General features: G+C 66.5%; 15 protein-coding genes. 8 read left to right on the plus strand and 7 right to left on the minus strand.

Translation table 11 applies throughout. From position 1 onward, the window contains the following. Positions 1-252 precede the first annotated feature (252 nt). Entirely contained in the window at positions 253-657 is a 405-nt protein-coding gene (locus ACPXYO_RS08700; RefSeq protein WP_423919079.1) for a VOC family protein, read from the plus strand. Between the two features lie 202 nt (positions 658-859). Here the strand turns inward: ACPXYO_RS08700 and ACPXYO_RS08705 are convergent, their stop codons facing one another. From ACPXYO_RS08705 to ACPXYO_RS08730, 6 genes are all read right to left on the minus strand, one after another. After that, complete coding sequence (locus tag ACPXYO_RS08705) at positions 860-1795, minus strand: DUF1295 domain-containing protein (protein ID WP_423919081.1); 936 nt, start codon at positions 1793-1795, stop codon at positions 860-862. Between the two features lie 34 nt (positions 1796-1829). Next, on the minus strand, positions 1830-2675 hold the full coding sequence (locus tag ACPXYO_RS08710; RefSeq protein WP_423919083.1) for a hypothetical protein: 846 nt from the start codon (positions 2673-2675) through the stop codon (positions 1830-1832). A 71-nt stretch (positions 2676-2746) separates the two neighbouring features. Further along, positions 2747-3259 carry an FxsA family protein gene (locus ACPXYO_RS08715; protein WP_423919085.1) on the minus strand — a complete coding sequence of 171 codons (513 nt, stop codon included), beginning with the start codon at positions 3257-3259 and terminating at the stop codon, positions 2747-2749. Between the two features lie 86 nt (positions 3260-3345). Further along, entirely contained in the window at positions 3346-3651 is a 306-nt protein-coding gene (locus ACPXYO_RS08720) for a putative quinol monooxygenase (RefSeq protein WP_423919087.1), read from the minus strand. A gap of 106 nt (positions 3652-3757) precedes the next feature. After that, positions 3758-5149, minus strand: a complete 1392-nt coding sequence (locus tag ACPXYO_RS08725) for an amidase (RefSeq protein WP_423919088.1) — start codon at positions 5147-5149, stop codon at positions 3758-3760. Positions 5150-5219: 70 nt separating this feature from the next. After that, on the minus strand, positions 5220-5942 hold the full coding sequence (locus tag ACPXYO_RS08730; protein WP_423919090.1) for a flavodoxin family protein: 723 nt from the start codon (positions 5940-5942) through the stop codon (positions 5220-5222). Between the two features lie 174 nt (positions 5943-6116). Between ACPXYO_RS08730 and ACPXYO_RS08735 the strand changes: the two genes are divergently transcribed. The 7 genes from ACPXYO_RS08735 (at position 6117) to ACPXYO_RS08765 (ending at position 12469) form a co-directional block, all read left to right on the plus strand. Further along, the gene (locus tag ACPXYO_RS08735; protein WP_423919091.1) at positions 6117-6530 is read left to right on the plus strand and encodes a hypothetical protein; all 414 of its coding nucleotides are present in this window, start codon (positions 6117-6119) and stop codon (positions 6528-6530) included. A 12-nt stretch (positions 6531-6542) separates the two neighbouring features. Next, a complete protein-coding gene (locus ACPXYO_RS08740) occupies positions 6543-7727 on the plus strand; it encodes a CaiB/BaiF CoA transferase family protein (RefSeq protein ID WP_423919092.1) in 1185 nt (394 codons plus the stop codon). A 64-nt stretch (positions 7728-7791) separates the two neighbouring features. Then, positions 7792-8985, plus strand: coding sequence for an acyl-CoA dehydrogenase family protein (locus ACPXYO_RS08745; protein ID WP_423919094.1), 1194 nt, complete (start codon positions 7792-7794; stop codon positions 8983-8985). A 12-nt stretch (positions 8986-8997) separates the two neighbouring features. Further along, positions 8998-9993 (plus strand): hypothetical protein, encoded by a 996-nt coding sequence (locus ACPXYO_RS08750; protein WP_423919096.1) that lies wholly within the window; start codon positions 8998-9000, stop codon positions 9991-9993. Between the two features lie 84 nt (positions 9994-10077). Further along, on the plus strand, positions 10078-11172 hold the full coding sequence (locus tag ACPXYO_RS08755; protein ID WP_423919098.1) for a hypothetical protein: 1095 nt from the start codon (positions 10078-10080) through the stop codon (positions 11170-11172). A 111-nt stretch (positions 11173-11283) separates the two neighbouring features. Further along, positions 11284-12081, plus strand: coding sequence for an enoyl-CoA hydratase/isomerase family protein (locus ACPXYO_RS08760; RefSeq protein WP_423919100.1), 798 nt, complete (start codon positions 11284-11286; stop codon positions 12079-12081). Between the two features lies 1 nt (position 12082). Continuing rightward, positions 12083-12469 carry a hypothetical protein gene (locus ACPXYO_RS08765; RefSeq protein WP_423919101.1) on the plus strand — a complete coding sequence of 129 codons (387 nt, stop codon included), beginning with the start codon at positions 12083-12085 and terminating at the stop codon, positions 12467-12469. Between the two features lie 28 nt (positions 12470-12497). Here ACPXYO_RS08765 and ACPXYO_RS08770 read toward each other — a convergent pair whose 3' ends face one another. Next, positions 12498-13376 (minus strand): LLM class F420-dependent oxidoreductase, encoded by an 879-nt coding sequence (locus ACPXYO_RS08770; RefSeq protein WP_423919103.1) that lies wholly within the window; start codon positions 13374-13376, stop codon positions 12498-12500. Between the last annotated feature and the right edge of the window lie 25 nt (positions 13377-13401).

The following is a 13401-nucleotide window of genomic DNA, read 5'->3' on the forward strand; positions in this document are numbered from 1 at the left end:
TCTCAGCATCCGACTCGACTGCTCAGCTCGGGTAGCCGGTTCCAACGGCGAGCAGTCTGCCGCGGCAGCGCCAACGTGCCACTGACGCAGCCGTTGGCACCGCTGTGCTGTTCCGCACGTCACGGCACGGAGACGACCGATGCAACGCCGCGAATCAGCCGGCCGGCGTCACCAGTTGCTGTAGGCAGTTGGTGCAGCTGGTTGGTGCGACCGGTCAGATCGCGCGTCGCTGGGTGCCGTAACGTGCGGGCTATGCGGCGCATGCACATCGGGTTGCAGGTCGACGACCTCGACGAGTCGATCGAGTTCTACAAGCGGCTGTTCGGCTGCGAGCCCACCCTGCGGCGCTCCGACTACGCCAAGTGGATGCTGGACGACCCCCGGGTCAACTTCTCGCTCGACGTCCACGGCGACGGCCCCCCCGGCTCGGCCCACTACGGCATCCAGGTCGAATCCCGAGACGAACTCGAGGACATGCGCACCCACATCGACGCGGCCGACCTGCCCCGTGCCGACCAGGACGACCTGGTGTGCGGCTACCAGCTCCAGCACAAGTCGTGGATCACCGACCCCAACGGCCTGTGGTGGGAGGCGTTCTTCACCGAAGGAGTGGTCGACGAGGGCTACGGCACTCCCGAGATGCCCGACCCCGCCTAGCCAAACTGCCCCGGCCGAGCCTTGGCCCAGCCCTGCCCAGCCATGGCTGGGAACGCGCCAAGCACCAGCGAACCGCCGGACGGCCCAGCGAGCCCTCCGCTAGCAGGCTGCTAAGACAGCCGGTTTCAGCTGCTTGACCAACTCTCTGACCAGCGGCTTTGCATCTGCCGGTCTGCGGTATCGGCACTTTTTCAGCATCCTGCTACAGGTACACAGGCTGCGCCCGCCGCGGTCTCGGGTTGAGCGGATTCGGAATGAACATCGGAACCGCGGCCTGGTAGCGGCTGTAGCCGGGGTATCTCGCGCTGGAGATCTTCTCGGTGAGCTGCGTCGAGCCCAGAACCAGCACCACCAAGATCACGCAACCCAGGCCGGTCCAGTGCCACAGCCGGCCGGAAGCCGAGATGGCGAACAGGTTGAACACCACCCACATCCCCATCTCGCACGCGCAGTTCGGATGACGGCAGTAGCGAAACAGGCCCTCGGTCATGAAGGGCCGCTCCACCTCAGCTCCCGATGCCACCAGCTGCTTCTTGTTCTGCTGGAAGCGCCACATCTGCCCATCGGCGACCCCCTCCAGCACCAGCAGGGTCAAGAACGCCACGATCGCGACATAGTCCAGCCAGCCCAACGGCACCTCGGCGTGCAGCCAGGCCTGGTGAATGGGCGACGTGAACCACCACACGATCGCCATCTGGATGAATGAGACCAGTGTCACGTTGAACAGCTGGAATTGCAGCTCAGTGAGCTGATCCTGGATGTAGGTCCACCGGTAGTCCTGACTGCCCGCGCGGTACCCGCCTCTGCGAGCCAGGTTGAACGTCAGCCGAGCCCCCCACAGGCACGCCAGCACGGTCATCACGGTGATCCGGGCGGAACCGAACCCCACGTCGGCAACGACGATCCCGCAGTAGAGCGCCGGCACCAGTGACCACAGCCGGTCGACCCAGGAATGGTCTCGCGTCACGATCGAGGCCATCCAGCACAGCACCACCAGAGCGAGGCAGACGTTCAGCCCAGCCCCGTACGGCGTGCCGACCAACCGATGGTCGATGTCGGGATAGACGGTGACGCCCAACACGAACGACACCACGCCTATGGCGACTGCGGCGAGCACGCGCAGATGGCGTCCGCGCATCACCGCCGCCCCCATCCGTCAGCAGCTGGCCCCCTTAGTGGCAGTGACCCTCTGCGCTGACGCCCCGCTCGATGTAACACATCACGGTGCTCTCGACGTTGCGAAGCGTGAACGATCCGCCGCCATCGCTCGGTGTCGCAAACAGGTGCAGCCGGAAGCCGCGGATCGAATCGTCAGGCTGACCGACGACATCCATCGTGATCTCGCTGACATCTCCGACAGTGGGGGCACCCGAGATCCTCACACGCGGCTCGGGCTCCTCCGATGTCACAGCCCCCGCAACGATCCGACCCAACGCCGTCATGTTGTCCGCGCTGGGCGTCTCGCCCAGGAGCGCAACGATCTGCGTCGTTGCGTCGATCGTCACACCCAGCGGTGTCACGTAATCGCCGCTGACCCAGCCGACGACTCCAGCTGCGTGCACCTCGTACCAGATCGCCGCGGACACCTCTCGAGTGGTGCCGGTGGGAACTATTCCCACGGCGTCCGAGTCGAGCTTGCCGACGATCTGGCCTCCGGGCGTCTCGCGCACGTTCAGCGTGCTGTCGTAGCCGATGCCCACGACGGCCAGCACGTTGTCCGAGAACTCGGAGTCGGCCATCTCGTCCGACTCGGCAGCCGTCGTGGCCGTCACGATCAGCTGGGTCGCGGCCGTCGTGGGTGCCGGAGCCAGCGTCTGAACGGTGTGCACCGTGGTGGTGGTCTGGAATGCTTGAGTCGTCGCTGGCGCAGACGCTGTGACGCTTGTCTCGGACTCGTCGCTGTCGGAGTCGCTGTCGGAGTCGCTGTCGGAGTCGCTGACGGCGACTACCAATGCTGCGATCGCTACCGCGAGCGCCAGAAGCGAGACGCCGATCGGGAGCCGGTCCTTGGGTTCCATGAACGAGTTCTAGTCGTTGGGCGACCCCGCGCTCGGGACACCCCCCGGCCCGAAGCGCTCGGGCGAAGCAGTCAGGCGAGACGGTCGTCGTCGTCGGAGAAACTCTCAGCGTCCAGCGGGGGATCGGAGCGCCCAGCATCGCTTTGTCCGCCCTGTCCGCCCTGTCCGTTCGGCCCGCGGGGTCCACCGGGCCCGCTCGGCCCGCCAGACCAGCCGACAACCGAGATGCGCTTGGAGTAGCGACGCACGAGCACCGAGCGAACAGCGATTCGGGTGGGTGGGAACAGCAGCAGCAGCCCCACCCCGTCGGTCAGGAAGCCGGGCGTCAGCATGAACGCCCCGGCCAGCAAGATCAGCAGCCCGTCCACCAGTTCGTTGCCGGGAAGCTCGCCCTGGGCCAATCGGGTGCGGATCTGGTTCAGCACGCCGAGCCCGGAGCGGCGCACCATCCAGGCGCCAACCACCGACACGACGAGCAACAACACGATCGTCTGGCCAGCGCCCAGCCCGCCGGCGACCTGCACGATCACATACAGCTCCAGCAGCGGAACCGATATGAGCAACAGAATCAGCACCGCCAGCACGTCACCAACCCTACGGCTGCCCGACGATGCGGCAGGGCCCAGCTGAGCTGCAGCGCTACCTCGAACTCGCCGGTGCTACGGCGCGCTCAGAGGTCGAGGCCGACCGCAGCGATCGGCGTGGTCATCTGCATCTGGGGCGGTGACGCCATGAGCGGCATGAACGCGGCCATCGCCTGCTGCATGGCTTCGGTCTGGCCATGGCCTTGCATCGACTCGGCATCGGTCATCAGGGCGAAGAACCAGAAGGTGTTCCCCTCGCCGCGGTGGTACGAGTAGATCTCCACGCCGGGCTCTTCGGTGGCAGCTTCAACCATCGAAGTCAGCACGGCCTCCATCTCGTCGCCCTTGCCGTCCTGGCATTCGAAGCTGCCGATCACCGTTGCCTTACCCATGAGAGCGCCTCCTTGGCTCGCCGAGCGTGCGGCGGGAGCACGATCGCGCCGGCATCTTTACCACGAAGCGAGCCGCGTCCCCCAGCGGCAGCGCCAGGAGCGCGTCTCAGTCGCCGGCCCACAGTGGCGGGGTTGGCATCGGGCCCCGCGCCGACTCGTACGCCGCCGCGAACGCGAGCGACAGTGTCTCGTCGCCGCCGCGGCAGACGAACTGCATCGACGTCGGCAATCCGCCGGGCGACACACCGGTCGGCACAGTCGTGCCACACAGCGCGAGGAAATTTGCCGCTCGGGTGAACAGCGCCGGGGTGTTCGTCTCGTCGGCTTCGTCCACTGGCAGCGGCAGCATCGGCGTGGTCGGCGTCACCATCGCATCGAAGCCCTCGAACGCTGCCGCAAATTCGGCAAGGTCGATGCGCCGCTGGAGCGTCGCCGCGATGTAGTCGGAGGCCGAGATGTTGGTCCCCGCCAGGACTCTCGCTCGCACCCGCTCATCCACCTTCGAGTTCGGGTCCTCCATGAGCGCGCCGTAGTAGTGGTACGACTCCGCCGTCACGATCAAGAACCTGGTGTTCTTCAACTCCTCGAACGATGTCGGCAGGTCGAAGGGCACCACTTCGTCACCCAGCCCGGACAGCACCTCGAGCGCGGCGTCGTAGGCGGCGAGTTGGGCGGCATCCACGCCTATGCGTTCGGCGTCGGTCAGGCAGCCGATGCGCCGACCCGCCATTCCGGCTTGCAGTGCCCCGTAGCGACCGGTGCCTGCCTGCCAGTCGCGCTCGACTTCGGCAGGGGAGGTGCCTGCCATGGCGTCGAACATGAGCGCGGCGTCGAGCACCGACCGGGTCAGCGGCCCGGGCGTATCCAGCGTGTGCGACAGCGGAACGATCCCGTCGATCGGCAGCAGGCCCTCGGTGGTCTTGAGCCCGACGATCCCGCACATCGCAGCCGGCAATCGCACCGAGCCGCCGGTGTCGGTGCCCACCGCGCACGGCACCATGCCCGACGACACCGCCGCGCCCGAACCCGACGACGAGCCGCCTGGCGTGCGGGCCACTTCGGGGTCCCACGGATTCCACGGTGTGCCCATGTGCTGGTTGGTGCCCCATCCGCCCATTGCAAACTCGACGGTCTTGGTCTTGCCCAGCAGGATCCCACCGGCATCCAGCAAGCGCTGCGCGATCGTCGCCGTCGTCGACGAGATCCGGTCGATGCACTCCGCCGACCCAGCGGTCGTCACCCGGCCCTCGACGTCCACGATGTCCTTCAGCGCGAACGGCACCCCCCAGAACGGCCCCAGCGGCTCACCCGCCGCCAGCGCCAGCGCCGTATCCGCAGCCTCCGCCGCCGCCCGCGCCTCGTCCGCGTACACCGCCTGCCAGGCGCCGACCCGCCCGTCCAACGCCGCAATGGCAGCCAGGCATTCCTCGGTGGCCTCGACGGGGCTGCGCGACCCGTCCCGGTATCCGGCAGCCAGCTCAGCAATCGTCACCGTCATGCAACCCCCTCGTTCGCAGCGCGCAGTCTCGCGCCCGCCAGCGCTCGTCGTCTGCGCAGCAGAGCCGCGCTCAGTCGGCTTCGGGGTCTTGGTGCTTGGCGTTGGTGAGCTGCTGCCAGGTCTCGGGCAGGTTGCCGATGGCGGGCAGCCCGTCGTTGTCCCGCAGCATCTTCGCTGTGTGCATCAGGTTCCACGACATGAAGGTGGTGTTGCGGTTGGTGAAGTCGTTGTCGTAGCCCTCGTGGCCGCCGTCGGGGCGGGGGTCGCCATAGCTGGGACCGGGCCCAGCCTCGCCCAACCAGGCACAGTCGGCCTGCGGGGGGACGGTGTAGCCGATGTGCGACATGGCATACAGCAGGTCCATGGCACACGCCTTGGCCCCGTCCTCGTTGCCGGTGATGATGCAGCCCGCCGTCTTGCCGTAGTACAGGTACTGGCCCTTGGCGTTGCGGTCGCCGCTGTAGGCATACATGCGCTCCACCACCAGCGTCGCCACGCTCGACTTCACGCCCAGCCAGATCGGCGTGCCGATCACGAAGATGTCGGCCTGCATGATCTTGGCGTGGATCTGCGGCCAGTCGTCTGCCATGCCGTTGACCGTCTGGTCCTTCTCCATGCCGAAGGCGATGGTGTGCTCAAGGGCATGGACAATCTCGACGTCGACCCCGCGGTCGCGCATCACCCCGGCGGCGCGGTTGATCAGCCGACGGGTGTGTGACTGGGCGGGGTCGTGCTTGATCGAGCAGTTGATGAAGAGTGCCCGCAAGCCGCTGAAGTCGGGAAGATCGTCCATCGTGCTCATCCTTGCTTGATGCCCCTAGGCGACTGTCGTTGCTTGCCGCCCTGCGAGCGCCAATGTAGATCCAGGTCCCTCTGGCGCAGTCGCGCCCGCCGCGAGCCAGATTCGACGATCGAGCCGACTGCTAGCTTCACAGCGGGTTGCGAATCAACCTGGGGAAGGCCGGCGATGACCAGCACAGAGGCTGATGAGGCTCAAGTTTCTGCAGACGGCGCCGCGTGGCTGTGGGCGCTCACACTCGGCGTCGGCATGGCGATCCTGTTCGCTCTCACCCAGTGGGGTGTCCTCGACGATGTGCCGGATTCCGATGTCACCGCCTTCGCAGTCGGCACACACAACGCCATCGGATTCCTCGCGATCGGTGGATGGAACGCGATCGGCGTGGTGGCAATTGGCGGTGCCAACTCCATCGGCGTTGTCACGATCGGGGGACTGAACAGCATCGGCCTCATCTCCGTCGGCGGATTGAACTCCTCGGGCCTGATCACCCTCGGCGGAATCAACTCCATGGCCGCAATCCGGGGAGTCCGGGTGCTCCGGTGGTCCCCGACGATGATCCGCCGCGGCAACTTGACCTGTTAGCTGCTGGCGGAGATGTCGACCGGACCTGGACCGCTGGCGGGCATCCGCGTCGTCGAGATCGCCACGTTCATCGCCGCGCCCGGCGGCACGCACCTGCTGGCGTCCCAGGGTGCCGAGGTCATCAAGGTGGAAGACATGGTCGTCGGCGACCCGCTGCGCATGTTCGGGTCGAGCCGCAACGGCATGTCTGGCTGGTTCGCCAACATCAACGCCGGCAAGCGCTCGCTGTGCATGGACATTGCCTCCGAGCACGGCAGGGAGGTCATGGCCGACTTGTTGACCACTGCAGACGTATTCGTGCAGGCGTACCGGCCCGGCGTTGCCGAACGGCTCGGCATCGGCGAGGCCGACGTGCGCAAGCGCAACCCGAACGTGATCTACGTATCGATCAGTGGCTTCGGCCGCGACGGCCCGTACTCGAATCGCCCTGCCTACGATGCCGTCATCCAGGCCTGGTCGGGCATCGCCAGCGTGCAGGGCGGAGACGGCGAGCCGCAGTTCGTGCGCAGTTTCATCCCCGACAAGGTCACCTCGCTCACGTGGACCCAGGCGGTCTGCGCGGCGCTGTTCGCCCGGGAACGAACCGGCCGTGGCGAGCACGTGGAGCTGTCCCTGCTCGACGCAGCGGTGAGCTTCATGTGGCCCGACGCGATGATGGACCACACGGTCCTGGCTGAAGACGCCGACCACCGCCCCAACCTGCTGGCTGACTACCGGTTGTTGGGTTGCCGCGACGGATACGTGGCAGTCATGCCGCTCACTGACGGGCACTGGAAGGGTCTGGCCGACGCGTTCGACCGGCCCGACCTGCTTGCTGACCCACGCTTCGCAGAAGCCGGGCTACGGGCAGCGCACTTCGGCGAGATGATCGACACCCTCGGCGAAGTCGTGGCCGGCGTCGCCCGCGACGACGTGGTCGAACGGCTCATCGCGGCCGACGTGCCGGTGGCGCCGGCGCTGCGCCCTGAAGAGGTCGCGACCGACGCGCAGGTACGGCACTCGGAGGTCGTGCGTGAAGTCGACCATCCGATCGTCGGCCGGATCCGCCAGCACCGCCCCGCCGCGCTCTTCGCAGGCGGCATGCCCGAGCTGCGCCACGCCGTCGAGCGCGGCGCCGACACCGATCAGATTCTGATCGAGCTGGGCAGGACACCCGACGCCATCGCCGAGCTACGCGCTGCAGGAATCGTGAAGTAGGAGCAGCGAGCCCAGAAAAGCGAACCTAAAGACGTGAAGTAGGAAGTGCAGTAGGAATAGTGAGATGAGCGCGACCGATGTGCCGGGAACAGCTGGGCCGAACGGTTCGGGCCTGGACTTGCGCATCGACGAGCAAACCGGCGCTGTGCTGACAGAGCACGCAGCGTGGAACGAAGAGCACCGCCGGTTGTCAGACAGCTCGCTGTCGGCGCTGCGGGACTCGGGCGCTCTGCGGCTGCTCGTGCCCGAGCGCGCCGGCGGCGACGAGCGGGAATTCGCCGACATGGTCGCCAACGTCCGCGAGGCCGCCCTGTACGACGGCGCTGCGGCGTGGGTGCTCATGGTGCTGGTAGGGCACAGCTGGATGCTCGGGTCGATGACCGAGGAACTGCAGGACGAGGTGTACGGCGTCGATCCCGACACGATTGTGCCCGGCTCGCTGGCACCGGTCGGTTCCGCCACCGAATGCGACGGCGGTTGGCTCGTCGATGGCCGCTGGCCGTTCACGAGCGGTGCGATCTGGGGCCAGTGGTTCCTGCTGGGCTCCCAAGTGCTGGCACCGGGTGAGCGACCGCGCCTCCTTCACGTGGTGATCCCGCGGGAGGACATCGAGATCGACGACAACTGGTATGCCATCGGGCTGCGCGGCACCGGTTCCTGCGACGTGGTCGCAAACCAAGCGTTCGTGCCGACGCACCGCTTGATCGACTCCGGGGACCTGCTGGGCGGACGCTCGCCATGGTCGGGCCGCCACCGCACGAGCGTGTACCGCACGCCGATCCTGCCCGGGTTGGCGGTGCATGTGGCCGCTACCGCGCTCGGGCTCGCTCGCGCCGGGCTCGACGATGCCGCCGACCGTTTCGGCGTCCAGGACGACCGCTACATGGGTTCGCCAAAATCCAGACGGCCGGGCCTGCACATGCGCCTGGCCGAGGCCAACACCGAAGTGCGCTCGGCGGAACTCCTCATCGAAGACACGGTCGGGCTGTTGCGCCAAGCTGCCGACGGAGCCGATTCCAAGCAGCTGCGAGCCCACGCCAAGTATCAAGGCAGCTACGCCATCGAGCTGTGCCGCCGAGCGCTCGACCGGGTCACCACGGCGGCGGGGGGACGGGCCGTGTTCGACGGCAGCCGCCTGCAGCAGGCGTTCCGCGACGTGACAATGGCCAGCCAGCACCAAGTCGCCGACCTCGACACGGTCGGCGAGGCCTACGGCCGCACTCGCCTGGGCATGGACCCCGGCGCCCACCCGTTGTAGGCAGGACATCTCATGGGGTTCAAGAAGCAGCTGTTCGCAGGCTTCATTGTCGCAGCAGTCATCGCAGCGAGCGCGTGCGGGAGTTCGTCTGATCAGGAAGTGATCGCGGGCGGCGTGGCCGATGAGCTGGCCGGCACGGGCAGCCTGGATACGGCGAAACTGGACGCTCGGGAACTCGTGCTCGCAGCCATGAACACCCCGCCGACTGTGGCGATGCGTGCCACGGTCACTTCCGATATGGGCCCCGCCGGCAGCACAGCGATCCACTATGAGATCGACAAGAACGCCAACATGCGGATGACGATGCTCCAGGATGCGGGTCTGGAGGATGCTGAAGCGCAAGTCGGTTCTGAGATTCTCATCATCGACGGAGTCGGATACGCCCGATTCATACTTCCCGACGAAGTTCTCGCCGAGTCGGATATCGAGATTCCCGTGGGCTGGCTGACCTTGGGCCGCGAGACGATGGAGCTGCTGGGCGTCAGCTGTGGGCCTCCGATTCCCGGTTCGGGGCTCAACAGCGAGGCATGCACGCCGCCGAACGACGTCTCTGAGATGTCTGATTATGTGCTCGCCGCCACCATCGTCGGCAGCGAGACAGTGCACGGCGTCGAGACGACGAGGATCCAAACGGCACTCGACTTCAAGTCGCTCTTGGAAGCAGCTCTCGACGAGAATTCCGGCGACAGTCTGATGGCGCTCATGCTCGCAACGTTCCCGGACGAAATCGCGACCGAGTTGTGGATTGACGCCGACCTCCGGATTCACCGGATGAGCCTCGACATGACTCTGGATGTCGCCGCCTTCGGCGAGGAACTCGGCACCGATATTGACGCCGATCGTGACGAGTCGCAGCGGATCGTCAGCGTGATGGAGTTCTACGACTTCGGCGCCGACATCACCATCGAGGCGCCGCCGCCCGAAGAAATCGTCGGCGAGTTCGGCGAGTGGCTCGAAAAGCTGGGATTCTCGACCGAGATCAGCGACGATCCCATCTCGTCGGCATAGCTGACAGCGCGGGCGCAGGCCGAAAGACCTGACCGTTTGCGGACATGAACTGCTGAGATACTGGCCGAAGGCCGGTTTGTGTCAGTGGTGCCCAGCGTATGGTGCCGCCGCTCCGGCAAGGAGATGATGATCGTGAAGGCTCGCTGGGTGAGACTTGCCGCCGGACTCGCGGCGCTGACGCTCGTCGCCGCCGCCTGCGGTGGTGGCGCTGACGACGATGGTGGAGGCGAAGTCGCAACTCAGGCGACGACTCAGGAGACCTCTGCACCGGCAACTACCGCTGCGCCCACAACCGCACCGGCAACGACGACCGTCGTGGCGGCCGAATTGCCTACTGATCCACTGGAGCTGCTCACGCATGCGTTCGAGTCGAGCGCTGGGCGCTCGGTGCGCGGCGAGATGCAGTCTGACTTCGGAGGAATGGCAGCGATTGCGCTGTCGTTCGAGGTTGACCCCGACGCCAACATGGCGATGACGATGAGCGTCGACGACCCGGCAGCGGGTGGTCTCGCCTTCGAGATCCTGATGGTCGACGGCGCCATCTACATCCGTTTCGTCATTCCCGAAGAGATGCAGGGTCTGGCCGGTGCGGCGCTGCCGGAGGGCTGGTTCACGCTCGACGCCACCGCAGCAGCGGGCATGGGCATCTTGTGCCCCTCGCCGCTGCCCGGTGAGGCCCCCCGCGTCGGCGCCTGCCCTGCGCCGAACGACAACTCTCACCTGATCGAGTTCGTGAACAATGTCGAAACCATTGGTTCTGAGGACATCGACGGCGAGCCGATGACCGTAGTCCGCTACACCCTCGATGCTGTGGCCTTGGCCGAATCGCAGGGGACTGCATCACAGGGGACTGGGCCCGACGGCGGTGGGGGGTCAGCCTCGTTCCCCGCGGAAATGTTCGGCGATGGCCTGGCCACCGACATCTGGATCGACGGCGAGGGCCTCACGCGGCGAGTCAGTCTGGATCTGGGGTCGATGTTCGGGGACCTCGCGGAGGGATTCGGAGCCGACGCCGAGGACATCCCGGAATTCGCCATCGTGATCGACTTCTTCGACTACGACGCCGACATCACAATCACCGCGCCGCCCGCCGATGAGGTCGTGGGAGATTTCGGCGACCTGATGGGCCTCGGCTTTGACGAGGGCTCGGACACCGCGCCCGGCTACGGCGATTCATAGGGCTGCTGCGGCGACCGACTCGAGCCGGTCACGCTTGTCGCCTGGGCCGAGCGCAGGCGCGGCATGTCAAACTGCCCGCGTGTACGGCGGCCGAGACCCAGGAGCGCGGCGATGACGGCAGACGCAGTGACGGCATTCTCCACAGTGCGGGTGGACGGTGACGGACCGGTGCGCCACCTGGTGCTGAACCGGCCCGAAGTGCACAACGCCGTCAACGCACAGCTAGTGGCTGATGTGCATGCGGCGTGTCTCGCGCTTGACGCCGACCCCGGCGTGCGGGTTGTGATCGTGCGCGGCGAGGGCAAGAGCCTCTCGTCGGGCGCTGACCTCAAGCAACAGCGCGGCAGCAGCCTCGATGCGATGCTCGGCTCGAAGCACGGCGCCCGCATGTACGACACGCTGATGCACCTCAACCCGATCACCATCGCCTTGTGTCACGGCTACATGATCGGCGGGGGAGGAGTGCTGCCCGCAGCCTGCGACTTCCGCATCGGCAGCCCGTCGATCAGCCTCACGCTCAACGAGGTCAGCATCGGCTTCAACCTGACCTGGCACTCGCTACCGGCGCTCGTCAACCTGGTCGGCCCGCACCGCGCCAAGGAAATGCTGATCCTCGGGCGCACCTACGGGATGGAAGAGCTGGACAAGTTCGGCTTCTTCACCGAGACGGTTTCGAGTGACGACGAGTTGGTGCCCGCTGGCGAACGGCTGGCCGCCGCGATCGTCAACCAGCCGCCGGTGCCGGTGACGGCGTCGAAGGCGTCCATCAATGCGCAGGCGATGCCGCTCGGCCGAGCGATCAACCACCTCGACCACGTTGCCGTCGGCTACATGGGCAAGAGCGACAGCTCGCGTACCGCCCGGCACACCTACTTCGACCAGAACGAACGCAACTGGTCCGACGATTGACATGCGCCGTCGAGATGTCGGCTGGCCCAACCAGCGGACACTGCTGCTGTACCTGCTGGGCGGATTGCTGATTGCGGCGATCCCCGTCGTCGTCTCGCGCTTTGTCGATCAGCCCGATCCCGTCACTCACACGATCGACATCCCGCCGGGCACAGCCGAGCGCTTGGCTGCCGGCGAGGACGTCGAAGTCATTCCCGACGAGCTGGACTTCAAGCTGCGCGACGTGCTGATCATCGTGAACCGTGACTCGGTGGCACACACCATCGGACCCTTCGAGGTTGGGCCGGGCGAAAGTTCCGAGCACAGCTTCAGTGAGGCGGCGGCTTTCAGCAGCTACTGCTCGCTGCACCCGTCCGGCAGCATCCGCATCTCCATCGGAGACGGCTGAGGCACCGCCGGGCGAGCGCCAAGCGTCGTCATGCCTCGGCGCAGGCCGGCAGGGCATCGGTGGCGAACTGAGCGATGGCGTCCTCGGGTTGACCCATGCGCAGCGCTGCGGTGTTCACCAGCACCCGCTGCACGCCATGATCGCTGTACACCTCAAGGCCTTCGAAGCCCTCGCGGTGGTAGTTCCAATAGGCGGTCAGGGACAGCTCGGCGGGGTCGCGGCCTTGGCGGTCGCATTCGGCGTGCATCTCGCCGATGAGCCGCTTGAAGTCGTCGAGGTCTTTGTGGATGACGTACCAGCCGTCCCCGCGGGCCACCAGGCGGCGAATGGCAGGCGGCGTTGTGCCGCCGATGAGCAGCGGCATGCGGGGCCGCTGCGCCGGCGTCGGGAGCATCGAGAACCCGGTCCAATTCAGGAACTCGCCGCGAAAATCCACGTCCTCACCGCTCCAGGCGGCCGTCATCGCGTCGATGTACTCGTCGGCACGCGCACCTCGACGGCCGAACGGCACGCCGATGGCGTCGAACTCCTCTTCCAGCCAGCCCACGCCGATGCCCAGCTCCAACCGTCCATCGGACAGATGGTCGAGCGATGACGCCTGCTTGGCGAAGTAGAGCGCGTTGGCCTGCGTGACGATGTTGACACCGGTACCGAGGCGTAGCCGCTCAGTCGCTCCGGCCACGAATGTCAGCGCGATGAACGGGTCGGTGAATCCGGCGTTCGTCGGGAGGCCCAGCTTGCCGCTGGGGTGGTACGGGTACCGGCTCTCGTAGTCGTGGGGCACGATGACGTGCTCGAACGTCCACACCGACTCGTAGCCGAGCTCTTCGAGCTGCTGTGCGAACGACCGCAGGAATCCGGGGTCGAGGTAAGCGGCGGAGTTGATGGGAGTGATGCCGACGTGCATCTGCGGGACCTTACGCGGACCGATC

It is taken from the genome of Candidatus Poriferisodalis sp., from assembly GCF_965237655.1.
Taxonomy (GTDB): domain Bacteria; phylum Actinomycetota; class Acidimicrobiia; order Acidimicrobiales; family Poriferisodalaceae; genus Poriferisodalis.

Coding starts and splice junctions, on each gene's coding strand:
- ACPXYO_RS08700 (WP_423919079.1), top strand. CDS start 253: ATGCGGCGCATGCACATCGGGTTGCAGGTCGACGACCTCGACGAGTCG.
- ACPXYO_RS08705 (WP_423919081.1), bottom strand. CDS start 1,795: ATGCGCGGACGCCATCTGCGCGTGCTCGCCGCAGTCGCCATAGGCGTG.
- ACPXYO_RS08710 (WP_423919083.1), bottom strand. CDS start 2,675: ATGGAACCCAAGGACCGGCTCCCGATCGGCGTCTCGCTTCTGGCGCTC.
- ACPXYO_RS08720 (WP_423919087.1), bottom strand. CDS start 3,651: ATGGGTAAGGCAACGGTGATCGGCAGCTTCGAATGCCAGGACGGCAAG.
- ACPXYO_RS08725 (WP_423919088.1), bottom strand. CDS start 5,149: ATGACGGTGACGATTGCTGAGCTGGCTGCCGGATACCGGGACGGGTCG.
- ACPXYO_RS08730 (WP_423919090.1), bottom strand. CDS start 5,942: ATGGACGATCTTCCCGACTTCAGCGGCTTGCGGGCACTCTTCATCAAC.
- ACPXYO_RS08735 (WP_423919091.1), top strand. CDS start 6,117: ATGACCAGCACAGAGGCTGATGAGGCTCAAGTTTCTGCAGACGGCGCC.
- ACPXYO_RS08740 (WP_423919092.1), top strand. CDS start 6,543: ATGTCGACCGGACCTGGACCGCTGGCGGGCATCCGCGTCGTCGAGATC.
- ACPXYO_RS08745 (WP_423919094.1), top strand. CDS start 7,792: ATGAGCGCGACCGATGTGCCGGGAACAGCTGGGCCGAACGGTTCGGGC.
- ACPXYO_RS08750 (WP_423919096.1), top strand. CDS start 8,998: ATGGGGTTCAAGAAGCAGCTGTTCGCAGGCTTCATTGTCGCAGCAGTC.
- ACPXYO_RS08760 (WP_423919100.1), top strand. CDS start 11,284: ATGACGGCAGACGCAGTGACGGCATTCTCCACAGTGCGGGTGGACGGT.
- ACPXYO_RS08765 (WP_423919101.1), top strand. CDS start 12,083: ATGCGCCGTCGAGATGTCGGCTGGCCCAACCAGCGGACACTGCTGCTG.
- ACPXYO_RS08770 (WP_423919103.1), bottom strand. CDS start 13,376: ATGCACGTCGGCATCACTCCCATCAACTCCGCCGCTTACCTCGACCCC.